This window comes from Streptomyces sp. Root1310 (assembly GCF_001426425.1).
GTDB lineage: Bacteria > Actinomycetota > Actinomycetes > Streptomycetales > Streptomycetaceae > Streptomyces.
This window is the reverse complement of the sequence record NZ_LMEQ01000033.1, coordinates 25,028-47,178: the sequence shown is the minus strand read 5'-3', so window position 1 is coordinate 47,178 and position 22,151 is coordinate 25,028. Positions and strand designations below refer to the sequence as shown.

The window sequence follows — 22,151 nt, the reverse complement described above, 5'->3', positions numbered from 1 at the left end:
CGTTCGAAAGACTGTGTGCAGTCTGTGTGACGCTCCTGCACGGATCCCTTGAGGAGATCGAGCGCACCCGAGCACACACCCCACTTCCGTCCACCTATGTGAACAGAGAACAGGTACGCGTCTCTTGACGCGCTCACGCCACGCCCCTAACTTCCGGGAGAAAGCGCTTTCTGGTCCGGCCGACCCGCACTCGTTCCGTTCCTGGAGATGAATCATGCAGCTGAGATCCGTCATGGCCTGCGTCAGCCTGGTGGCAGGAGCGCTCGTCGCGCTGTCCGGCACCACGGCCCAGGCGGCCACCACCACCCGCTACGAGGCCGAGACCTCCCCGGCGGTGTGCACCGGCACCATCGACTCCGACTGGACCGGTTACTCCGGCAGCGGATTCTGCAACGGCACCAACGCGACCAGTGGCTACGCCCAGTTCACCGTGAACGCGGCCACGGCCGGCACGGCGACGCTGAACGTCCGCTTCGCCAACGGCGCCGGCACGGCTCGCCCGGCCTCCCTAGCCGTCAACGGCACGACCGTGCAGACGCCGTCCTTCGAGGCCACCGCCGCCTGGTCGACCTGGGTCACCAAGACGCTCACGGTGTCCCTCAACGCGGGCAGCAACACCGTCCGGCTCACCCCGACCACCGCGGCCGGCCTGCCCAACGTCGACTACCTGGAGGCGACGACCGCCGACAGCACCACACCCCCGGCCGGGGGTGCGCTCTACGTCTCACCGAGCGGCACGGACGGCGCGGCCGGTACCCAGTCGGCACCGACCACCCTCACCTCGGCGATCGGCCGGGTCGCCGCGGGCGGCACGATCTATCTGCGCGGCGGGACATACGCCCAGCCGTCGACGGTCACCGTTCCGGCGACCAGCAGCGGCACGGCGAGTGCGCCGACCACCCTGTCCGCCTACCCGGGTGAGACGCCGGTCCTCAACTTCTCGGCTCAGAGCGAGAGTTCGTCGAACCGCGGGCTCCAGCTGTTCGGCTCGTACTGGCATGTCTACGGAATCGTCGTCGAGCACGCCGGGGACAACGGGATCTACGTCGGCGGCAGCCACAACGTCATCGAGCGCACCGTCACCCGCTACAACCACGACACCGGGCTCCAGCTCGGCCGGATCGCCTCCAGCACGCCCGCCGCGCAGTGGCCCTCCGACAACCTGATCCTGTCCGCCGAGTCGCACGACAACGCCGACTCCGACGGCGAGGACGCCGACGGCTTCGCCGCGAAGCTCACCACCGGAACCGGCAACGTCTTCCGGTACGCCGTCTCGCACCACAACATCGACGACGGCTGGGACCTCTACACCAAGACCGACACCGGAGCCATCGGCCCGGTGACCGTCGAGGACTCCCTCTCCTACGGCAACGGCACCCTCTCCGACGGCACCGTGAACACCAACGGCGACCGCAACGGCTACAAGCTCGGCGGCGACGACATCGCCGTCAACCACGTCGTTCGGCGCAGCATCGCCTACCGCAACGGCCACCACGGGTTCACGTACAACAGCAACCCGGGCTCCATGGCCGTGTCGAACAACCTGAGCGTGGACAACGCCGAGCGCAACTACTCGTGGGACGCGGGGACCTCGGTGTTCCGCACCAACACGTCCTGCCGGTACAACGTCAGCGGCTCCAACGACAAGACGGTCGGTGACGCCGACGGCACCAACCAGTTCTGGACCGGCACCAACGGCTCCCGGTGCGTCTCCTCCTACGGCGGCGCCCTCGCCTGGTCCTTCGCCTCGAACGGCCAGTTGGTGGTGACGCTGGGCGGCACCAAGGTGACGCTGTAACCAGCGGCCGCGTACGGGTGCGAGGGTCCTCCCCTCGCACCCGTCCACGGTCAAGCACGGCCGTGCACGGCCATACGCGGTCAAGCACGGCAGTACACGGCCATACGCGGTCGTATGCGGCCGTACACGCCCGAGCCGGGACTAGCCGTCGACGTCGAGAGCCGTCCCGTACAGCCGGTCCACCTTCAGCCGGACGACCACCCGGCGCTCGGCGACCTGCTGCTCCAGGAACGCGTCCTCGTCCTCACCCTCGGGCCGCGCCTCCGCCGGGATCATCCCGAGCAGCTCCCGTCCGACCGCGTCACCGGGGACGGCCGTGACCTCCGAGACCTCGGCCTCGCCCTCGGCGACGGCGAACGACCACACGTCGTCGCCCGTTACGTGCAGGGCGGCGTGCGGGTCGCGGCGCAGATGCTGGACCTTGACGCGGTCGGCCGTCGTCGAGAACCGCACGATCCGGGCGTCGGCGTCCCAGCTGTAGAGCATCGTGGTCAGGTGCGGGTGACCGGTACTGCGGACGCTGGCGAGCGTGCCGAACCGCTGCCGGCCGAGCAGCTCGGAGAGCGCTTCGTCGGACAACGTGCGAGGTGCGGGACCTTGAGTCATGCCGTGGTCAACTCCCTTGGGCCCGCGGGTATTTCAGGGCGCGGCGCGGACCGGTGGATCGGGGTCGCGGTCAGTTCGCCGACGCGCCGGTCAGTGTGTCGAGCTCGGCGGTGAAGAGCAGGGCGGGGTCGAAGCCCATTCCGTCGAAGTGGCCCGCCAGTTCGAGGGACAGGACGCCGTGCAGGCGGGTCCAGCAGGTCAGCGCCCGGTGGAGGGCGGCGGGTGGGGCGGGGTGGCCGCTCGTCCACTGGTCGCCGAGGCCTTCGAGGTGGGCGCCGAGCGGGGTCGGCGGGCCGTCGGCGGGCAGGTCGGCGCAGGCGTCGAGCAGGGCCGTCATGATCTCCGACGCGATCGTGGTGACGTCGTCGGGCGCGTGGTAGCCCGGGACGGGCGTGCCGTAGACGAGGAAGTACCGCTGGGGATCGTCCAGGGCCCAGTCGCGCAGCGTGTGCGCCAGTCCGGTCAGGCCGCCGCCCGCGGCCGAGGTGGTGCGGAAGGCGTCGGCGAGGCTTCGGTACGCGTCCCGGACGAGCGCGGTGATCAGCTCGTCACGGCCGGCGAAGTACCGGTACAGCGCGGGTCCGCTCATCCCCATCTGCTTGGCGATCGCGTTGAGGGAGAGCGCGGACGCCCCCGCCGTGGCGATCTGTTCCCACGCGCGCTCCTTGACCTCCGCCCGTACCTGGGCGCGATAGCGCTCGCGCGGGGTCGTCGTACCGGTCTCCGCCATGGCCTGCCGCCACCTCTCCGCTCGCTCGCGCACTCGCTTGCCCGAGTACAGGCCCAAGATTTAGTTAGAGGCTATCACGAAGGTTATTGACACTCCCTTTCGATCTGCGTTACAACTTCTAACGAACGCAAGCAGAGGTAACGCTCACTGGAGGCTGTCATGAACGCCGAGGGACTCGTCGAGGTCGTCCTGCCGGGCAAGGTCGAGCCGGAAGGGCTGCGGATCCGGCACGGAGCCGTCCCCACCCCGGGCCCCGGGCAGGTGCTGATCCGGATGGAGGCGACCGGGGTCTCCTTCGCCGAGCAGCAGATGCGCCGCGGCCGCTACTACGACCAGCCGCCGTTCCCCTTCGTCCCGGGCTACGACCTGGTCGGCACGGTGCTGACGACCGGCGACGGCGTCCGACCCGGCCTGGTCGGCACCCGGGTGGCCGCCCTGCTCAAGGTCGGCGGCTGGGCCAGTCATGTCCTCGTCGACGCCGCCGACGTGGTGCCGGTGCCCGCCGGGATCGACCCGGCGGAGGCGGAGACCCTGGTGGTCAACGGCATCACCGCCTGGCAGATGCTGCACCGCAAGGCACGGATCCGCGCGGGCGGCACCATCGTCGTGCACGGCGCCAACGGCGGTGTCGGCTCGGTCCTGGTCCAGCTGGCCCGGGCCGCCGGCGTGCGGGTGATCGGCACGGCGTCCACCCGCCACCACGACGCCCTGCGGCAACAGGGAGTCACCCCCGTCGACTACCGCACCGCCCACCTGGCCGCGCGGATCCGCGAACTCGCCCCCGATGGCGTGGACGCCGTCTTCGACCATGTCGGCGGCCGGGGCATCGTCGACTCCTGGCGCCTCCTCGCGCCCGGCGGCACGCTCGTCTCGTACGGCACCGCCTCCACCCGGGACGACGAGGGGTCCAAGCAGTGGCCCGTGCTGAAGCTGCTCGGCCGGCTGTGGCTGTGGAACGCGCTGCCCAACCGCCGCCGCGCCTACTTCTTCAACGTCTGGGCCGGCCGTGCCCTGGCCAGGAACCGCTTCCGGACCCGTCTGCGGACCGACCTCACCGAGCTGTTCGCCGCCCTCCAGCGCGGTGACGTGACACCCCGGATCGCCGCCCGGCTCCCGCTCGCCGACGTCGCCGACGCCCTCCGTCTGGCCGAGTCCGGAACGGTCGCGGGCAAGGTCGTCCTCCACCCGTAAGAGCGGGCGCCCGCACCCCTGCACGCCCTACTTCTCACACCTCGCCAACCGGCCCATCAGGCCATCAGACCAAGGGAATCCTCATGCCCGGCACCAGGACCAGGACGCTGACGTTCGCTCTCCCGCTCGCACTCGCCGTCGTCGGCACCCTCGCCACCGCCGGCCCTGCCGCTCCGGCCGCCCAGGACGCGGCAGCCCAGGCCGCCCCCGCCCAGGCCGCCCCCGCCCAGGCCGGTGGCCACCACAGCCGTACGTCCCAGTGTCGAGGGCAGGGCGTGGACGCCTCCGCCCGGATCCGCTACCGGTCCGACGTGCTGATCAAGGCGCCGCTGAGCACCGTCTGGAAGCTCCAGACCGATGTCGAACGCTGGCCGTCCTGGCAGCAGCCCGTCCTGTCCGCCGAACGCCTCGACACCGGCCGGCTCGGGAAGGGCTCGCGGTTCCGCTGGACCACCCCGGCGCCCGCCACGCCCACCACCCCGGCCACCACCCTCGAGATCACCTCCACCGTCCGGCAACTGCGCAGCGGGGACTGCGTCCTGTGGAGCGGACCCGCGGTCGGCCCGGGCCTGCGTATCGACGAGGGCGTCCACCTGTGGACCTTCACCGAGGTCAGGGGCGGCGTCCGCGTCCACACCGAGGAGACCTGGACCGGCGCACAGGTCGAAGCCGACGTCCCCACCGCGACCGCGGCACTCGGCGCGGGCCTCGAAGCCTGGCTCCACGACCTGAAGACCACCGCCGAACACCGCCGGAAGTGACGGGCGCCCGCGTGCGAACCTCTACGCCGGGGCCGGTACGAGCCGGTGGGGCGAGTGTGGCGCAGGTCACGGGAAGTCGGTGTCGTGTGCCGGACAGCTCATTGAGGTGAGCACTCATATGCGTACCCGGGTACGGGCCGGGGAGTCGAGCGCGTTCGCGGAGTTGTTCGACGCCTACGCCCGCGCCGTCTACAACCATGCCTTCCGGCTGACCGCCGACTGGTCGACGGCCGAGGACGTGATGGCCGCGACCTTCATGGAGGCGTGGCGGCTGCGCGAACGGGTCGACCCGGAGGGCGGCTCCCTGCGGCCCTGGCTGCTGGGCATCGCCACCAACACCGCCCGCAACCAGTACCGCAGCAACCGCCGGTACCGGGCGGCGGCCGGCGCCGCCGCGGCCGCCGAACTGTCCGTGCCCGACCACGCCGACGAGGTCGCCGACCGGATCGACGACCGGCGGCGGCTCGCGACGGCCCTCACCGCCCTGGCCGGACTGCGCAGACCGGAGCGCGAGGTCGTGGCGCTCTGTATGGGGGAGGGGCTGGACTACGAGGCCGCGGCCGAAGCCCTGGGAATCCCGGTCGGCACCGTCGCCTCCCGTCTCTCCCGGGCCCGGAAGAAGCTGCGGACGCTCGCCGCGGACGAACCGGTCCGCCACCCGGCCCTCCGCCCGGCCCGCCACCCGGCGCCCGACCGCACTTCCGAGAAAGTTCGCGGAAATCGGGAAGGCGGCCGCACCGGTCGACAGACAAGAGGCGATCACACCAACGTGGTCCGGCCCGCGCAGGGAGGAAACCGATGAACGCGAACACGTCCCGGCAGAGTCCGGCCGAGGGGGAGGAGAGCGCACAGCTCTTCACCCGGACGGCGCGTGACCTGCCGTCGGGCCGTCACCAGTTCCACAAGGAGCGTCTGATGGCCCAGATCCACGAAGCGCGACAGGAAGAGCGCACGACGGCGGCAGCCCCGGGCGGCACCCGGCGGCTGCGGCTGCCGCGCCCGGCGATCGCGTTGCCCGTGCTGGCCGCCGCACTGGCCGGTGTGGTCGTCTTCGGCGTGGCGAACACCGGGGGGAACGGCGTCAGGGACGGCGGTGTCGCCACCGGACCGGCCCTGACCACGACCGTCGGCGTCGCCACCACCAAGGGCCTGCCCCAGCTGCTCGACCAGATCACGCTGGCGGCCGCCGAGGACGTCCACCCGGTGGTCAAGCCCGGTCAGTACGTCTACATCGAGTCCAAGTCGGCCGACACCTTCCTGAAGACCGTCGGGGACAAGACCAGCCTGGCCAGTCACCAGCTGCACACCCGTCAGCTGTGGGAGTCCCCGGACGGCACCAAGGGCTGGCTCATCGACCCCGCCGTCAACGACAGCCCCGAGGGCGAGACCCTGAGCCTCCCCGACGAGCAGGGCAACACCCCGAAGGCGCACCTGGGCGCCCCGTCGTACGACTACCTGACCAAGCTGACCACCGACCCCGACGAGCTCCTCGCCAAGATCTACAAGGAGACCGAGGGCCAGGGGAACACCCCGGACCAGCAGGCCTTCACCACCATCGGAGATCTGCTCACCCAGAGCTACCCGCCGGCGGAGCTGTACTCGGCGCTGTTCAAGGCCGCCGCGAAGATCCCCGGTGTAGTGGTCGTGAACGACGCGGTGGACGCGGTGGGCCGGCACGGGGTGGCGGTGGCGCGGCTGGACGAGACCAGCGGCCTGCGCGAGGAGTGGATCTTCGACGCGAAGACCCATGTCTTCCTCGGTGAGCGCTCGGTCCAGGTGAAGCGCCTCACCGGTACGGACGCCCTGATCAAGCCCGGCACGGTCATCTACACCAGCGCCATCCTGAAGCGGGCGATCGTCGACGGCATCAAGCAGACGCCGTCCCAGGCCGGCTGAGCCCGTACAGAGGAACTGCAACCCAGGTAAGAGGAGGAAATCCCCCTCCGGCCGGAGGGGGACCCGCTCACCTGCGGCCTGGCCCGGACCGGCCATGAACCGAACCGACGACCGGCTGCTCCCGGCGCTGAGCATCCTCGCCGCCTGCGCGGCGATCGCGGCGGACGTGTCACGTGCGGCGGCGCTGGTGCCGGTCCCGTCCGCGGACGCGTCCGGTGCGGCAGTCGTCGCCCCGGCGGTGGCCCGGCGCCGACCGGGTGGGTCGGCCGTGGCCGGTGGGTGCGCAACCGAGCGCAACCGAGGAGTCCACCCGTGACCGATACCGGTTCCGGCGGTACCTTCCCACGACGTCCGCGTCACCGGCTGCTCCACCGTGTGGGCCAGGCCCTCGGCGACGTCTTCGCCCTGGTCTACCTGGCACTCTGCGCGGGCCTGCTGGTGTGGGCGTTCGTGGTGACCGCGCTCGACAGCTCGGACGAGTCCATGGCGGGTGTCATCCCCCTGTTCGCCACCGCTCCGGCCGGCTTCGTGGTCCTCGTGCTGCCGGACGGCGTCGCGATGTTCGTCCTCGCCGTCGTGTTCGGCGCGCTGGTCAACGCCACCGTCATCGGCTGGTGCGCCCGTGCCCCGCGCCGCGGCGGACGCCCGGACCCGACGCCCTGAACTCAGCCGGAGCCTGAACTCGGCGGGAGCCTGAACTCGGCGGGAGCCTGAACTCAGCTGGAGCCTGAACTCAGCCGGAGCTCGAGCTGTCGGAGGTGTCGTTCGCGGCGCGGCGGTACTCGGCGTTGATGCGCTGAGCCTCCTCGAGCTGGTCCTCGAGGATGACGATGCGGCACGCGGCCTCGATCGGGGTGCCCTTGTCGACGAGCTCGCGGGCGCGGGCGGCGACTCGTAGCTGGTAGCGGGAGTAGCGGCGGTGTCCGCCCTCCGAGCGCAGCGGCGTGATCAGCCGGGCCTCGCCGATGGCGCGGAGGAAGCCCGGTGTGGTGCCGAGCATCTCTGCGGCCCGGCCCATCGTGTATGCGGGATAGTCGTCGTCTTCCAGACGACCACCGAGCGGGGTATCTGCTGTCATTTCACCTCGTTGAGCAACGCGTCGAGGGGCCCCGGTGCCGTACGGCACCAGGGCCCCGAGGGAAATTCAACACCATCGGCCGGCCTTACTGCTGTGCCGACCTTCTGTTTTCGCTACCCGGGCCCGGTGTGGGGGCGGGGGCGCGTGGATCGCGGCTGCGTGACCGGGGACCACCTTCCCATCCATGGTCTTGCGGTACCCGGACCCGGAGTCTTCCTCGGGCCGGGCGATCCTGATGGCGTATGCGTTTCCGTCCTTCCTCTGAACCGACCAGTGCCTGGTCGTGCGTACGCGAGAAACGCTACCCAAGCCGCATGCCAATGTCTACTCTGGCGAGAGTAGATTTCAGATCTCCGAGGGTGTAGATACGTCGGCGCCGGCGAGGCGCGGCGCCTTCTCGCGCACCCACAACGCCGCGAGGGCCCTGCCGACGTATGTCGGCAGGGCCCTCACTGTGCTTCCGGGTGCTTCCGGGTTTCTCAGGTGCTTCCCGGGGTTTTCGGCCCGTCAGGCTTCCCATGTCCCGGGCGCGCCGAGCAGCGCCGAGGCGCTCTGGAGCGGCGTCAGGACCTGCACGGGTTCGGCGGGGTGATCGTGGCAGGTGAAGCCGAGGCGGACCATGGCCCGGACGACCTCGCCGCTGGTGAAGTCACGGCGGTCCTGGCGGGTGATGATCTCCCCCACCTGCTTGACGGGGTAGCGGCGGCGGCCGATGGTCACGGACTCACCCGTGACGGGCTCGGCCGGGATGCCCTTCATCGAGTCCATGACGCCGTCCTTGGTGAGGTCGAACGGGTACCGGGCGATGACACAGCGCATGTTGCCTCACAGAGAGAAGGAGCAGGGCCTCGAAGAGAGCCGGACCGGAGTGTCGAGCACGTCTCGCAGGCGGAGCCGGTCCGTGTATGTGGCTCCGGCGCGCAGCACGGCCAGCTGGGCGCGGGTGACCGAGCCCGTGCACTGGTCGTCGGCGTCGCAGAGGATCAGATGATCGACCTGGGCACCGGCCATGACGGACAGGGCCACCTCGACGGTCATGTCGTCACGGACCCGCGGTCCGGAGTCGTCGTGATGCCGCCGCGTCCGTACCGGGTGCGTCTGAACCGATGTCACTGGTGCCTCCTGCGCAGATGGGGGAGCCTTCCGGCCGCGTGAACCGGGTCCGGCATCAGGCCGCCGGATTGACGGCGGGCCGGTTCCGGCTCGGCCGCCCGCGGCGGCCCCGGGAGGAGGCGGACCGTGAGGAGGCGGACGGCGACGAGAGCGACGAGGACGACCCGGTGCGGCGACGGGGCGTGGCCGCGGCCGGCGCGGTGATGACGACCGGGACACCGGACGGCGTCCGGGCACCCGTGACGCGGCTGAGCTCCGCCTCACCCGAGCGGACCTGGGTGATCTGCGGGGTGATGCCGGCCGAGACCATCAGCCGGCTCATGCCGCGCCGCTGGTCGGGGGTGACCAGGGTGACGACGCTGCCGGACTCGCCGGCGCGTGCCGTACGGCCGCCGCGGTGCAGGTAGTCCTTGGGGTCGCTCGGCGGATCCACGTTGACCACCAGGTCGAGATTGTCGACGTGGATGCCGCGGGCCGCGACGTTGGTCGCCACCAGCACCGTGACGTGGCCGTCCTTGAACTGGGCCAGTGTCCGGGTGCGCTGCGGCTGGGACCGGCCACCGTGCAGGGCCGCGGCGCGGACGCCGTTGTGCAGGAGGTGCTTGGTCAGCTGGTCGACCGCGTGCTTGGTGTCCAGGAACATGATCACCCGGCCGTCGCGTGCCGCGATCTCGGTGGTCGCCTGCTGCTTGTCCGTGCCGTGCACGTGGAGGACGTGGTGTTCCATCGTGGTGACGGCACCCGCGACCGGGTCGACGGAGTGGACGACCGGGTCGACCAGGTAGCGGCGGACCAGCAGGTCCACGTTGCGGTCCAGGGTGGCCGAGAAGAGCATCCGCTGGCCGTCCGCCCGCACCTGGTCGAGGAGCGCGGTGACCTGGGGCATGAAGCCCATGTCGGCCATCTGGTCGGCCTCGTCGAGGACGGTGATGTCGACGGCGTCCAGTCGGCAGGCACCCCGGTCGATCAGGTCCTTGAGCCGGCCGGGCGTGGCCACGACGACCTCCGCGCCGTTGCGCAGCGCGCCGGCCTGGCGGCCGATCGACATCCCGCCGACCACCGTGGCCAGCCGCAGCCCGACGGAGCGGGCGTACGGCGAGAGCGCGTCGGTGACCTGCTGGGCGAGTTCGCGGGTCGGTACGAGGACCAGCGCGAGCGGCTGTCGCGGTTCGGCGCGTCGGCCCGCCGTGCGGGCGAGCACCGCGAGGCCGAAGGCGAGGGTCTTGCCGGAGCCGGTGCGGCCGCGGCCGAGTACGTCGCGGCCCGCGAGCGAGTTCGGCAGGGTCGCGGCCTGGATCGGGAACGGTATGGCGACGCCCTCGTGACCCAGCGCGGCCAGCAGGCCCTCCGGCATGGCCAGCTCGGCGAACGACTCGACGGCGGGCAGCGCCGGAGTGATCGTCTTCGGCGGCGCGAACTCGCCCTGGGGCGAGATCCGTCGGCGTCCGCCGTCGTTGCCGCGGCGGGGAGCGCCGGAGCGGTCGGGCCGGGAGCGGTGGTCGGCGAAGCGATCGTTCCTGCGGGTGGGCGTGCGTGCGTAGTTCATGGGACCTTCCTTGATGCGTCGGCGCGTATCAAGGAATTCCCGCGGCACTGGTGCGGCGCTGAGAATCGCGAGAACGGGCCAAAGGCGATGGCGTCGAATCGGGTCGACGACGAAAAATGCGCCGCGGGTTTTATCCGCGTGAAAGCAGCGAGCTGGGGCCCGCACCCCAAGGTGCGGGCCCCAGCTGCGAAATTATTGTGTCCGCGTCAGCGTGGGTCAGGCGGGGACGATGTTCTCGGCCGTCGGGCCCTTCTGGCCCTGGGCGATGTCGAACGTCACCTTCTGGCCCTCCTGGAGCTCGCGGAAGCCCTGGGCGGCAATGTTCGAGTAGTGGGCGAAGACGTCGGGACCGCCGCCGTCCTGCTCGATGAAGCCGAAGCCCTTTTCAGCGTTGAACCACTTCACGGTGCCAGCAGCCATTTTGAATCTCCTTCGGGAACGGTGTCGGAATCCACCCTGTGCGGATCCCGGTCGCCGTGATGATCACCCCGTCGGAACAAACCTTCTGGAGACCACAACTGCAACTGATAAAGACAGTAGCATGCCGCGATCGACGTTGCGTGACCGATAATTACGCTCTGTCTGTCGGCCGAGAAATACTCATCGCGTGTCCCGTCCATTTCTCACTTTGCGACAACAGATAATGCCCCACCGGCGTCGCCGGGCCCTGCTGTGGCGCGGCGGCCGGGGTCGCCGCGCCACGGGTGCGGTGGTGCGCCGTCACGGGACGGCGGCCGCGCTCAGGTCGCGGTGCAGGTGACCGTCGGCCAGGTCCAGGAGCCGTTGGCCTGGATGGTGACCCCCCAGTTGTTGCCACTGCCGTTGGCATCGTGACGGTCCAGTTGCCCGAGCCGGTGACCGCGACGTTCAGGTTGTACCGGTCGCTCCACTGCTGGCCCGCGGACAGGGTCGCGGTGCAGCCGCCGGTGCCGCCGCCACCGCCGCCGCTGCCGTCGGGGGCCACGGCCCGCCCGGTCTGCGGGGAGATCCTGCCGGCGCACAGGCCGCGCGCGGCCAGACCCTGCGCGATGCGCGGGATCGCGGCGAGGGTGTTGGCGGGCCAGTCGTGCATGAGGATGACCTGGCCGTTGGTGAGCCGGCCGGCGGCCTGCACGATCGCGTCGGTGCTCGCGTTGTTCCAGTCCTGCGAGTCGACGTCCCAGATGATCTCGGTCAGTCCGTACTTGGCCTCGACCGCCTTCACCGTCGCGTTGGTCTCGCCGTACGGCGGGCGGAACAGCACCGGGGTGCCGCCGCCCGCTCCCGCGACCGCCGTCTGGGTCCGGGAGATCTCCGAGTCGATCTGCGCCTGGCCGAGCTGGGTCAGATGCGGGTGGGTGTAGCTGTGGTTGCCGACCCACATGCCGGCGTTCACCTGGGCCCGGACCAGGGACGGGTTGGCGGCGGCGTACTGCCCCTGGTTGAACATCGTGGCCCGCAGCCCGTTCTGGGTGAGGGCGTTGAGCAGGGCCGTCGTGGTGCCGCCCGGGCCGTCGTCGAAGGTGAGCCCGACGTACCCGTTGCAGGTGGCGGCCTGTGCCGGGGCGGCGGCGCCCTGGACGGTGAGGGTGCACGCGGCGGCCGTCGCGACGACGACCAGCCTCGTGACCAGGGCGCGTAAGGACAGACGTGGTCTGGTGCTCATACGGAGTGGTCCTCCAGCCTGGTGCGGGGTGTGGGGGTCAGCTCGCGGTGCAGGAGACCGTGGGCCAGGTCCAGTTGCCGTTGGGCTGGACGGTGACGCCGAAGTTGTTGCCGCTGCCGTTGGGTTTGGCGGTCAGCACCTGGGCGCTGGGGTAACTGGCGCTGGTGTTCCAGGTGGAGAGGCATCGTGACGGTCCAGTTGCCCGAGCCGGTGACCGCGACGTTCAGGTTGTACCGGTCGCTCCACTGCTGGCCCGCGGACAGGGTCGCGGTGCAGCCGCTGCTCCCGCCGCCGCCGGTGCCGCCGCCCGAACCGGTGCCGCCCACCGTGATGTTGGAGTTGCCGCTGCTCTGGTAACCCTCGGTGGCGAGGATCATGTAGTAGTTGAAGCTGCCCAGGGTCATTCCGGCGCGGGCCCATGCGTCGAAGTGGTTGCCGGTGGTGATGGTGCCGCCCGTCCGCTTCGACTGCCGGACGCTCCAGTACTGGTCGAAGGTCTTGGTGCCCTCGACGGACGGGGCGTTGTACCGCGTCGTCTTGTAGATGTCGTAGGTGCCGCCGTCGCTGGTGACGGTGCCCATGTACGTGCCCGTGGGCCGGTAGGTGCCCCAGTTGTCGACGATGTAGTACTCCACGAGCGGGTTGGACGTCCACCCGTAGAGGGCCAGGTAGGCGTTGCCGGACGGGTTGAAGGTGCCCGAGTAGGTGACGCTCCTGCGTCCCCCGTTGCTCCAGCCCTTGCCGGCGACGAAGTTCCCGGTGTTGCTCCAGGAGGTGCTGTAGTTGCCGCCGGAGCCCAGGTTCATGGAGACCGTGCCCTGCGAGTCGGTCCAGAACGAGTAGTAGTAGCCGTTGTTGGTGCCGGTCTGGTTCGTGGTGACGACCGTGTCGGCGTGCGCGGTGCCGGGCAGGGTGAGCGCGGCCACGGCGACCAGCAGCATGGTGCAGACACCGCTGATGAGCAGCCTGAGTCGCTGTGCGGGTGCGGTTTTCATGTGCGTGCTTCCTCCTCGTCCTCATACGGCCGATGACGGCGCCAGTGTTGGCCTGGGCACGACAACTGTCAATACTTTCGGTTTTCACTTCGAAACATTCGAAGCGTTCCAGCGGTGTATGCATGGCTATCTTGGCTGCTCAGTTGCTGTATTGACTCACATGCATCAATTCACTGGAGCAAGATCGGTCAAGGCAAGATCAAATGACCTCTCGTCGCGTCTTCGAATGTTTCGTAAATTCGCCGAGTTTTCCGGGCTCTTCCGGCGCCCGGAAGCGGAGCGGCCGGAGGCCGGGTGGCGGCTAGGCTCGCCCCTGTGTTCGAGGCGACGACGTCATCACTGTCATCACTGGTGGACGGTGCGCGAGCCGTCGTGACGCGGTGGAGCGCGCGGGGCGTCGTGCTGCGGGACGGGGTTCTCACCGTCGCCCTCGCGCCGGTCGTGTTCGCGCCGGTGACCGCCCCCGTCGGCGCGGAGTTCGGCGATCTGGCGCAGCGTCCGTACGACGTCCCGGGTGTTCTGGTGACGGCGGCCCTGTGGCTGCCGTTGGTGCTGCGTCGGCGGTGGCCCGGGGTGTGCCTCGCGCTGGTGGCGGGAGCATCCGCGATCCATGAACTGGCGGGCTATCCACAGACGTTCGCGAGTGTGGGCCTGTATGTCGCCCTGTACAGCGCGGGCGCGCACGCGGACCGCGCGGGAGGCGTGCGCCTCGCCGTACCGGTGGCCGTCGCGACCGGGCTGTTCGCGCTGTTCGCGATCGGACTGCACGGCAGGGGCTCACCGCAGCGGGTGTCCGACTTCGTCCTCATCCACCTCGTGCTCGTGGCGTGCTGGGCCGTGGGCCGCTCGGTACGGTCCCGGCGGGCCGCGGAGCAAGAACGGCGGCGCGTCGGTGTCGAGATGGCGACGGCTCGTGAACGGGCCCGTATCGCAAGGGAGTTGCACGATGTGGTGACCCACCACGTCACCGCGATGGTGGTCCAGGCGGACGCGGCGCGGTTCCTGCTCGCCGACGCGCCGGACCGCGTGGCCGTCGGACTCGGTGCGATCAGCGACTCCGGCCGGCACGCCCTGACCGACCTCCAGCATCTGCTGGGCGTGCTGAAGGCCTCCGGCGACAGGCCCGGCGGCCCGGTACCCGGCGGCCCGGCGCCCGGCGAGGCGTCGTACGAGGCGTCGCACGAGGCGGACCGGGGGCCGGGGCCGGGCGGCCTGAGCGAGCTGGTCGAGCAGGTCCGGGCGGCGGGCCAGCCGGTGGAGCTGACGGAGCGCGGAGAGCGGAGGACCTGGCCCTCGGCCCTGGAACTGGCCGTGTACCGCGTGGTGCAGGAGGCGCTCACCAACGCGCTCCGGCACGCGCCGGGCCACGGGACGTTCGTCCTGGTCCACCACGGTCGTGAGGTGATCGAGGTCGACGTGACCACCGAAGGAGCGCCCGCGAGGCCCGTAGGGCCCTCGGGGCCCGCGGGGCCGGCCCGTCCCGCGCCCCGGCCGCTCGGCGGTGGCGGCGGCCACGGACTGGACGGACTGCGCGAGCGGGTGAGCGTCCTCGGCGGCGAACTGCACGCGGGTGCCCTGCCGGACGGCGGCTTCGGCGTCCGCGCCCGCATCCCCGCCCCCGCCACGGCGCCCACCACCGCGCACACCGGGAGGCACGCATGACCGGCGGCGGTATCGGCAACGCCATCGGCACCGGAACAGGCACCACGGCCGGAACGCCGGTCCGCGTCCTGGTCTGCGAGGACCAGGAACTCGTGCGCACCGGCTACGTCACCATCTTCACCGCGCAGCCCGACCTCGAGGTCGTGGGAGAGGCCGCCGACGGCCGCGCGGCGGTGGAGGCCGCGAGACGGCTGCGCCCGGACGTCGTGGTGATGGACATCCGGATGCCCCTCCTGGACGGGATCGAGGCGACCCGGCTGCTGGCCGGACCCGGCGTCGCCGATCCGGTCAGGATCCTGGTGGTCACCACCTTCAACCTCGACGAGTACGTGTACGAGGCGCTGCGGGCCGGCGCGAGCGGATTCCTGCTCAAGGACGCGCCGCCCCGCGACCTGGTGCAGGGGATCCGGACGATCGCCGCGGGCGAGTCCCTGCTGGCGCCCGCCGTCACCCGGCGACTCGTCGGCCGGTTCGCCGACCGGATCCGTCCGAACGCCCGCGGGGCCGCCGTCCCGCAGGCGCTGTCGGTCCTGGCGCCCCGGGAGACCGAGGTGCTGAAACTCATCGCGGAGGGGTTGTCGAACGCCGAGATCGCCGACCGGCTGGTCCTCAGCCGCGAGACGGTCAAGACGTACGTGTCCCGCATCCTCACCAAGCTCGACCTGCGCGACCGCGTTCAGGCGGTGGTGCTCGCCCACCGGACGGGACTGGTCACCGTCCGCGACTGAGACGGGCCGTTGTCCCCCGGGAGAGCTACAGGCGACTGTCCACCACGGGGCGACGACCACGGGTGCCCCTCGCCCATAGCGTTCCCGGCGACGCGGCGGCGACCGGACCGCCGTCCGGCAGGGGAGGAACGTCATGCCGCTCAAGGGCGCGGGTCCGCTGAAGAGCACGCTGGAGTACTTGCCGAACGGCTCGAAGGACCTGTTCGCGCAGGAGCCGTTCGCCGTCGCGCGGCGGGTGCGTCCGGCGGGGGTGCGGCTGGTCGCCATGGTGGTGCTGTTCCTGGTGGTGACGGCGTTCGCGGCCGGGGCGCGGGCCGTGGCGGGGGACAGCCCGTTGCTGTCCCTGCTGTTCGGCGCGGTCGTCGTGGTCGTCGCGCTGCCGGCCTACGCGGCGGTCGTACGGGCCCTGGAACAACGCCCGGTGTCCGAACTTGACCCGACGACGGCGGCCTCCGGGCTGCGCACCGGCACGCTCGTCGGCCTCGGCCTCTTCGTCGCGACGATCGCGGTGATCGCCCTGTTCGGCGGTTACGGCACGGAGGGCGGGGTGTCCGCGGGCGGAGCGGTGACCTACCTCGGGATGATGGCGGGCGTCGCCGTCACCGAGGAGCTTCTCTTCCGCGGCATCGTCTTCCGGCTGCTGGAGGAACTCACAGGCACCCGGGGCGCGTTGGCCATCTCGGCACTGCTGTTCGGCGGCCTGCACCTCCTCAACACCGGCGCCACCGTGTGGGGTGCCCTGGCCATCGCCGTCGAGGGCGGCCTGCTGACCGGCGCCGCCTATGTCGCCACCCGCAGCCTCTGGCTCCCGATCGGTGTGCACTTCGGCTGGAACTTCGCCGAGAGCGGCCTCTTCGGCACCACGGTCTCCGGCAACGACGACGCCCCGGCGGGTCTGGTGCACGGCGTGCTGTCGGGTCCCGACGCGCTCACCGGGGGCGGCTTCGGTCCGGAGGCGGGCATCGCCGCCATCCTCGTCTGCGCCGTCCCCACGGTCGTGTTCCTGCGCGCGGCCGGCCGGCGGGGACATCTCCGCCCCCGCCGCACCCCGGCGGCCACGCCGCCCGCGACCTCCTGAGCGGCGGCCGCGCGCACCGGCGCCGCCCTGGACGGGACGGTGCTCAGACCCGGCCGCGCGACTGAGCGGAGCGCCGCGTCAGCGAGTCGAAGACCACCGCGGTGAACAGCACCCCGCCCGTGATCATGAACTGGACCGGGGGCTCGACCCCCAGCAGCGCCATGCCCGAGCCGATCGATTGGATGATGAGCACCCCCAGCAGCGCGGACCAGGTCGAGCCGTGTCCGCCGAACAGGCTGGTGCCGCCGATGACGGCCGCGGCGATGGCGTTGATCAGCAGCACGCCGGAGCCGGAGATCTGGCTCGCCGAGGTGAGCCGCGACGCGATGAACAGGCCGCCGACCGCGGCCAGGGTCCCCGACACCATGAACACCGAGATCCGCACGCGCGCCACGTCGACGCCGGACCGCCGGGCCGCCTCGGCCCCGCCGCCCAGCGCGAGGACCTGCCGGCCGTAGGGCGTGCGGCGCACCAGCAGATCCGAGGCGACGATCACCGCCAGGAAGATCAGCAGCGCCAGCGGCAGCCCCTCGAACCGGCCCAGCACGTAGACGACGGAGAACGAGACCAGCGCGAGCAGGGCCGTGCGCGCCCAGATCTCGCCGACCGGCCGGCACGGCATCCCGGCGGCGGCCCGGCGCCCGCGGTCGTGGAGGGAGACGAGGAGGTACGCGGCCGTGCAGAGCGCCGCGAGCCCGTAGACGGCGACGGTGGAGTCGAAGTAGCGGCTGGTCAGCGTGGCGACCAGCCCGTCCTCGCTGAAGTTGATGGAGCTGTCGGGGCCCAGCAGGTAGAGCATCACGCCGTTCCAGACGAGCAGACCGGCGAGGGTCGCGACGAACGCGGGCACGCCGATCCTGGCGAAGGAGAACCCGTGGACGGCCCCGGCGGCCGTGCCGCACAGCACCGCGATGAGCACGGCGAGCCACTCCGGCATCCCGAGGTTCACGTTGAGCGAGGCGAACACGGCGCCCGCCAGGCCGGCGAGCGAGCCCACCGCCAGGTCGATCTCGCCGATGAGCAGGACGAAGACGATGCCGACGGCGACCATGCCGGTCCCGACGATGTCCACGCTGAGGACGGACAGGTTGCGCGGCGAGAGGAAGTTGTCGTCGAGGGACTGGAAGACGAGCCAGATCACGGCGAGAGCGAGCAGGACCGGCACCGGGCCGGTCCCGCCTTCCCGCAGCCTGCGGCGCACCGCTTCGGCGGGGGCCCCGAGAGGTCCGCCGGGAGCCCCGAGCCGTCCGGCGTAGGTTCCGAGACGTCCGGCGTACACCCCGAGGCGTCCGGCGCGGCTCCGGTGGCCGTCGTCCTCCCGGTCGGCGGCGGGCACGGGATCGGCGGCGGGCACGGCATCGGTGGCGCGGGTCCGGTTCCTCCTCCCCCTCAGGGCCATGCTTCCTCCGGGCGGGTCGTGCGGTGTGCCACGGCGTTGTCCGACGCGCCGGTGATGGAGGAGATGATCTGTTCCTGGGAGGTGGTGGTCACGTCGAAGAAGCCGTTGTTGCGGCCGAGGCGCAGGACGGCGACCCGGTCGGCGACGGCCTTGATGTCCCCCATGTTGTGGCTGATCAGGAGCACCCCGAGGCCTTGGTCGCGCAGTTCCTCGATGAGGTCGAGGAGCTGGCTGGTCTGCTCGATGCCCAGGGAGGCGGTGGGCTCGTCGAGCAGCAGGAGCCGGGGCTCGCCGAGGAACGAGCGGGTGATCGCGACGACCTGCCGCTGGCCGCCGGACAGCGTGGCGAGCGGCACGCGCACGTCGGGGATGCGGATGGACAGGGTCTTGAGCAGCTCACGGGTGCGGCGCTCCATCTCCACCTCGTCGAGGATGCCGAGCCGGTGGATCTCCCGGCCGAGGAAGAGGTTGGCGACGACATCGAGATTGCCGCACATCGCGAGGTCCTGGTAGACGGTCGCGATCCCCAGCACCTGGGCGTCCTGGGGACGCCTGATCTGGACGGCGCCGCCCTGCCACTCGATGACGCCCCGGTCCGCGGGGCCGACTCCCGAGATCACCTTGACCAGGGTGGATTTACCGGCGGCGTTGTCGCCCATCAGGGCGACCACCTCCCCGGCCCTGATCTCCAGCTCCACGTCCTCCAGTGCCTGGACGGCGGCGAACCGCTTGGAGACACCGCGCAACGCCAGCAGGGGCTGAGCCGCCACGGGGTCACCTCCTTCCGCTTCGGGGACGACGCGTCAGGTGAGTCCGGCCTTGGCGCAGGCGGACCTGAGTTCGGGGGTACAGATCTGCTCGATGGTGTACATACCGTCCTTGACCACAGTGTCCTTGATCGTGCCGACGGTCACCGGGACCGACGGGAGCAGGACCGCCGGGATGTCCTCGGTGGTGGTGTTGTCGACGGTGCCCGAGGCGAGGGAGTCCACCGGCTCGCCGCGCCCCAGGGCGACGGCCATCTTCGCGGCGGCGCCGGCCGCGGGCGCGAACGGCTTGTAGACGGTCATGTACTGGTCGCCCCGGACGATGCGCCGCACGCCCGCCAGGTCGGCGTCCTGGCCGGTGATCGGAGGCAGCGGTCTGACCTCGGCGGCGTTGAGGGCGGCGACCACGGCGCCGGCGAGGCTGTCGTTGGCGGCCAGGACCCCGTCGATGTCGCCCGCGCCCAGGTCGGCGATCGCGTTGGTCATGTTCACGAAGGCGTTCTCCGGGCGCCAGCCGACGGTGTCGTACGACTTGCCGATCTCGGCCTTGCCCTCGATGACGGAGAGCGCGCCCCGCTTGAACCAGCCGGCGTTGGGGTCGGTCGTGGCGCCGTTCATCATGACGATCCGTTCGCCGCGCGCCTCGGCGGCCATGGCCTTCAGGAGCGCCTCGCCCTGGAGCCTGCCGACCGTCGCGCCGTCGAAGGTGACGTAACCGGAGATCGGGCCCTGGGCGAGCCGGTCGTAGGCGACGACCGGGATGTCGGCGCGGTGCGCGGCCTCGACCGAGGGGCGCAGCAGCTGGGGGTCGACGGCGGCGAGGATCAGGACGTCGACCTGTCGGGTGATCATGGACTCGATCTGCTGCCGCTGGACGGCCGGGTCGGAGGTGGCGGCGACGGTCGGCGCCGGGCAGTCCGGGCAGAGCCGCTTCAGCTGCTGCACGAGCAGGGGCTTGTCGAACTGTCCGAAGCGGGAGGCCCCGCCCCCCGGGAGCAGCACCCCGACGGCGAGCCCTCCGTCGCCTTCGTCGTCTCCGTCGCCTCCGCCGCAGGCCCCGACCAGGGTCAGGCCGGCGGCGACCGCGACCGCCACGGACGCGCGGGTGAGGGACCTGCGCTTCACGGCCCGGAGGCCGGCACCGAGACCCATCTTCGGTTCCTTAGGACATTTGTCCGCCATTGCCCCGTAATAGGCGCTTAACGCCAAGCGTAGCCATGCCGCCCTACTCGGCGCGTTCGGCGGTCCAGGTGATGTCCGGGGGCTCGACGCGTGCGCAGCGGGGGCCGCCCTGCGCGTCGGTCAGGCCGAGGCGCCCGACCAGCAGCCCGTCCCGTGCGGCGGCGGCGAGCACGTCGGCGGGGACGGCGTCGAGCATGAGCTTGGCGCGGCGGAACATCGTGAAGACGCCCGCCTCGTCGACCGTGCCCCAGGACAGGTAGACGAACCGCCGGCCCAGACGGTCCTGCACGTAGGGCCCTCGGACCTCGGTGCCGGTCGGCGAGGTGCTGGTGGTGCACTCCAGGGTCCAGGTCGCGGACGGCGCGTCGCCGGGCTGCGGCTCCAGCAGTTCGGCCGGACGGTCGCGACGCTGCACGGCGACGTGCAGGTTGCCGTACGCGGGGACCCTGCCGTCGGCGGAGGCCGCTCGGGTGAGGCCGGGCAGGTCGACGGCGTCGATGCGGATGCGCATGCCGGCCATCATCCCGCGCCCGTCCTTACCGGGGAGACGCGGCACCCGGTCCGCCCCGCGGCGGAACCTCGGACGTCCGTTCGACATCAAGCAGTGGACGGGGCGAGGCGTACGGACGACATGGGGTGCACACGATGGACAGGCGGATCAGAGGGGCGGCGCTGGCCTGCGTCCTTCTCGCGACAGGCGTGGCGACGGGTTGCGGGGCCGAGACCCCGGCGGAGTCCCGCCGCCCCGCCGCGGCACCGTCCGGCTCCGCACCGTCCACCCCGTCGCCCCGCGGCGAGGCGGGCGCGCGGGCGGGCGTCGAGGCCGCCTACGCCAAGTGGGGCCTCGAACCGCCGGCCGCCCCGCCCGCCCCACCGGAAGCCAAGCCGGTCGGGCTGCCGGCCGCCGACGGCCGGGTGCCGGTGATCAGCGAGATACCCACCCAGGAGAAGATCGTCTTTCTCACCTTCGACGACGGCGCGGAGAAGGACCCCGAGTTCCTGACGATGATGCGGGAGCTGAAGATCCCCTTCACGATGTTCCTGACGGACTCCGCCATCCGCGCCGACTACGGCTACTTCGGCAAGCTCCAGGCCCTCGGCGGCGGCGTCCAGAACCACACGCTGAACCACCCCAACCTCCGCACCCTGGGCGCGGCCGCACAGAAGCAGGAGATCTGCGGCCAGCAGACCAAGCTGAAGGATCGATACGGCACCCAGCCGAGGCTGTTCCGGCCGCCCTACGGCAACTGGAACGAGGACACCCGGGCCGCCGCCGCGTCCTGCGGTGTCGAGGCGATCGTCCTGTGGCGCGAGTCCATGCAGATCAAGAACATGCAGTACCAGCGCGGCGACAAGAAGCTCCACCCGGGCGACATCGTGCTGGCCCACTTCCGCGGGCCGTCCGAGCTCAAGGGCACGACCATGACCGAGATGACCGCCAACCTGCTGCGGCACATCCAGGAGCAGGGCTTCACGGTCGCCCGCCTCGAGGACTACCTCTAGGGTCGGTCCGGCTTTCCACGGCGCGCGATCGCGTTCAGGCCGCCGCACGGGAGGACGGGGCGCCGTCGGCGGTGCGGTCGTCCTCGGCGCGCCCGCGTCCGTCCCCGCCGACGAAGAAGCTCAACGCGGCCGTCAGGGTGCCGATGACGGCGAGCCGCACGACCCACGGCGCGACGCCGCTGTCCCCGACGGCGGAGCTGAGACTGTGCGAGGCGAGCAGGGCGTGGCTCAAGGGCAGGGAGCCCGTGCCGGTCAGCGGGTGGACCCGCAGCGGGGGTTCGTTGGAGGCGGTGAGGACCGAGGCCGCGACGATCACGACCACGCTGGGCACGACGACGAGCGGGGTGATGTCCATGGCCTTCGGCATCCCGTCGGCCGGCCGCCGAATCGTCGGCGCGACGGAGGAACAGAGCCTTTGTCGCAGGGTGGAGACCGTCCCGGGGTCCTGGCCGTCCCGGCGCTCCGACCGTGCC

At 71.3% G+C, this 22,151-nt stretch carries 23 protein-coding genes and 2 pseudogenes; 11 read left to right on the top strand and 14 right to left on the bottom strand.

Annotated features, from left to right (window positions below; translation table 11 throughout):
* Positions 1 to 214: 214 nt before the first annotated feature.
* On the top strand, positions 215 to 1,798 hold the full coding sequence (locus ASD48_RS36400) for a carbohydrate-binding protein (RefSeq protein WP_057606166.1): 1,584 nt from the start codon (positions 215 to 217) through the stop codon (positions 1,796 to 1,798).
* Between the two features lie 141 nt (positions 1,799 to 1,939).
* Here ASD48_RS36400 and ASD48_RS36395 read toward each other — a convergent pair whose 3' ends face one another.
* A complete protein-coding gene (locus ASD48_RS36395; protein ID WP_057606165.1) occupies positions 1,940 to 2,404 on the bottom strand; it encodes a TIGR03618 family F420-dependent PPOX class oxidoreductase in 465 nt (154 codons plus the stop codon).
* Between the two features lie 70 nt (positions 2,405 to 2,474).
* Entirely contained in the window at positions 2,475 to 3,134 is a 660-nt protein-coding gene (locus tag ASD48_RS36390; RefSeq protein ID WP_057606164.1) for a TetR/AcrR family transcriptional regulator, read from the bottom strand.
* 159 nt (positions 3,135 to 3,293) lie between these two features.
* Between ASD48_RS36390 and ASD48_RS36385 the strand changes: the two genes are divergently transcribed.
* From ASD48_RS36385 to ASD48_RS36360, 6 genes are all read left to right on the top strand, one after another.
* On the top strand, positions 3,294 to 4,325 hold the full coding sequence (locus tag ASD48_RS36385; protein WP_057606163.1) for a medium chain dehydrogenase/reductase family protein: 1,032 nt from the start codon (positions 3,294 to 3,296) through the stop codon (positions 4,323 to 4,325).
* 83 nt (positions 4,326 to 4,408) lie between these two features.
* On the top strand, positions 4,409 to 5,086 hold the full coding sequence (locus ASD48_RS36380; RefSeq protein ID WP_057606162.1) for an SRPBCC family protein: 678 nt from the start codon (positions 4,409 to 4,411) through the stop codon (positions 5,084 to 5,086).
* 118 nt (positions 5,087 to 5,204) lie between these two features.
* On the top strand, positions 5,205 to 5,888 hold the full coding sequence (locus ASD48_RS36375) for a sigma-70 family RNA polymerase sigma factor (protein WP_057606161.1): 684 nt from the start codon (positions 5,205 to 5,207) through the stop codon (positions 5,886 to 5,888).
* On the top strand, positions 5,885 to 6,982 hold the full coding sequence (locus tag ASD48_RS36370) for a CU044_5270 family protein (protein ID WP_057606160.1): 1,098 nt from the start codon (positions 5,885 to 5,887) through the stop codon (positions 6,980 to 6,982). Before ASD48_RS36375 ends, ASD48_RS36370 begins: the two co-directional genes overlap by 4 nt.
* 94 nt (positions 6,983 to 7,076) lie before the next feature.
* Positions 7,077 to 7,298, top strand: coding sequence for a hypothetical protein (locus ASD48_RS36365; RefSeq protein ID WP_057606159.1), 222 nt, complete (start codon positions 7,077 to 7,079; stop codon positions 7,296 to 7,298).
* Positions 7,295 to 7,645 carry a hypothetical protein gene (locus tag ASD48_RS36360; protein WP_057606158.1) on the top strand — a complete coding sequence of 117 codons (351 nt, stop codon included), beginning with the start codon at positions 7,295 to 7,297 and terminating at the stop codon, positions 7,643 to 7,645. The genes ASD48_RS36365 and ASD48_RS36360 overlap by 4 nt, the downstream gene beginning before the upstream one ends.
* A 70-nt stretch (positions 7,646 to 7,715) precedes the next feature.
* Here the strand turns inward: ASD48_RS36360 and ASD48_RS36355 are convergent, their stop codons facing one another.
* The 7 genes and pseudogenes from ASD48_RS36355 to ASD48_RS36325 form a co-directional block, all read right to left on the bottom strand.
* A complete protein-coding gene (locus tag ASD48_RS36355; RefSeq protein ID WP_057606157.1) occupies positions 7,716 to 8,060 on the bottom strand; it encodes a MerR family transcriptional regulator in 345 nt (114 codons plus the stop codon).
* Positions 8,061 to 8,567: 507 nt separating this feature from the next.
* The gene (locus ASD48_RS36350) at positions 8,568 to 8,879 is read right to left on the bottom strand and encodes an SCO5918 family protein (protein WP_057606156.1); all 312 of its coding nucleotides are present in this window, start codon (positions 8,877 to 8,879) and stop codon (positions 8,568 to 8,570) included.
* A gap of 6 nt (positions 8,880 to 8,885) precedes the next feature.
* A complete protein-coding gene (locus tag ASD48_RS36345; protein WP_057606155.1) occupies positions 8,886 to 9,173 on the bottom strand; it encodes a CBS domain-containing protein in 288 nt (95 codons plus the stop codon).
* A 55-nt stretch (positions 9,174 to 9,228) separates the two neighbouring features.
* A complete protein-coding gene (locus ASD48_RS36340; RefSeq protein WP_057606154.1) occupies positions 9,229 to 10,719 on the bottom strand; it encodes a DEAD/DEAH box helicase in 1,491 nt (496 codons plus the stop codon).
* Between the two features lie 216 nt (positions 10,720 to 10,935).
* A complete protein-coding gene (locus ASD48_RS36335) occupies positions 10,936 to 11,139 on the bottom strand; it encodes a cold-shock protein (protein WP_020133169.1) in 204 nt (67 codons plus the stop codon).
* A 320-nt stretch (positions 11,140 to 11,459) separates the two neighbouring features.
* A pseudogene (locus ASD48_RS36330) lies at positions 11,460 to 12,364 on the bottom strand (polysaccharide deacetylase family protein).
* Positions 12,365 to 12,401: 37 nt separating this feature from the next.
* Positions 12,402 to 13,305: pseudogene (locus ASD48_RS36325) on the bottom strand (glycoside hydrolase family 11 protein).
* A gap of 405 nt (positions 13,306 to 13,710) precedes the next feature.
* Here ASD48_RS36325 and ASD48_RS36320 point away from each other — a divergent pair.
* The 3 genes from ASD48_RS36320 to ASD48_RS36310 all read left to right on the top strand — a co-directional run bounded on the left by ASD48_RS36320 (position 13,711) and on the right by ASD48_RS36310 (position 16,827).
* Positions 13,711 to 15,021 (top strand): histidine kinase, encoded by a 1,311-nt coding sequence (locus tag ASD48_RS36320; protein WP_242432840.1) that lies wholly within the window; start codon positions 13,711 to 13,713, stop codon positions 15,019 to 15,021.
* Positions 15,018 to 15,749, top strand: coding sequence for a response regulator transcription factor (locus ASD48_RS36315; protein ID WP_057606153.1), 732 nt, complete (start codon positions 15,018 to 15,020; stop codon positions 15,747 to 15,749). Before ASD48_RS36320 ends, ASD48_RS36315 begins: the two co-directional genes overlap by 4 nt.
* A 133-nt stretch (positions 15,750 to 15,882) precedes the next feature.
* Positions 15,883 to 16,827: a CPBP family intramembrane glutamic endopeptidase gene (locus ASD48_RS36310; protein ID WP_079074203.1), complete on the top strand. Its 945-nt coding sequence runs from the start codon at positions 15,883 to 15,885 to the stop codon at positions 16,825 to 16,827.
* A gap of 43 nt (positions 16,828 to 16,870) precedes the next feature.
* Here ASD48_RS36310 and ASD48_RS36305 read toward each other — a convergent pair whose 3' ends face one another.
* The 4 genes from ASD48_RS36305 to ASD48_RS36290 all read right to left on the bottom strand — a co-directional run bounded on the left by ASD48_RS36305 (position 16,871) and on the right by ASD48_RS36290 (position 20,686).
* Positions 16,871 to 18,226, bottom strand: a complete 1,356-nt coding sequence (locus ASD48_RS36305; protein WP_079074202.1) for an ABC transporter permease — start codon at positions 18,224 to 18,226, stop codon at positions 16,871 to 16,873.
* Entirely contained in the window at positions 18,217 to 18,996 is a 780-nt protein-coding gene (locus ASD48_RS36300) for an ATP-binding cassette domain-containing protein (protein WP_199876136.1), read from the bottom strand. The genes ASD48_RS36305 and ASD48_RS36300 overlap by 10 nt, the downstream gene beginning before the upstream one ends.
* Before the next feature lie 33 nt (positions 18,997 to 19,029).
* The gene (locus tag ASD48_RS36295; RefSeq protein ID WP_057606152.1) at positions 19,030 to 20,145 is read right to left on the bottom strand and encodes a substrate-binding domain-containing protein; all 1,116 of its coding nucleotides are present in this window, start codon (positions 20,143 to 20,145) and stop codon (positions 19,030 to 19,032) included.
* A 73-nt stretch (positions 20,146 to 20,218) separates the two neighbouring features.
* Positions 20,219 to 20,686 (bottom strand): DUF5990 family protein, encoded by a 468-nt coding sequence (locus ASD48_RS36290; RefSeq protein ID WP_242432839.1) that lies wholly within the window; start codon positions 20,684 to 20,686, stop codon positions 20,219 to 20,221.
* 134 nt (positions 20,687 to 20,820) lie between these two features.
* Between ASD48_RS36290 and ASD48_RS36285 the strand changes: the two genes are divergently transcribed.
* Positions 20,821 to 21,678: a polysaccharide deacetylase family protein gene (locus ASD48_RS36285; protein ID WP_057606482.1), complete on the top strand. Its 858-nt coding sequence runs from the start codon at positions 20,821 to 20,823 to the stop codon at positions 21,676 to 21,678.
* A gap of 34 nt (positions 21,679 to 21,712) precedes the next feature.
* On the opposite strand, the gene ASD48_RS36280 is transcribed toward ASD48_RS36285, so the two are convergent.
* Complete coding sequence (locus ASD48_RS36280; protein WP_157880766.1) at positions 21,713 to 22,033, bottom strand: hypothetical protein; 321 nt, start codon at positions 22,031 to 22,033, stop codon at positions 21,713 to 21,715.
* Positions 22,034 to 22,151: the final 118 nt, after the last annotated feature.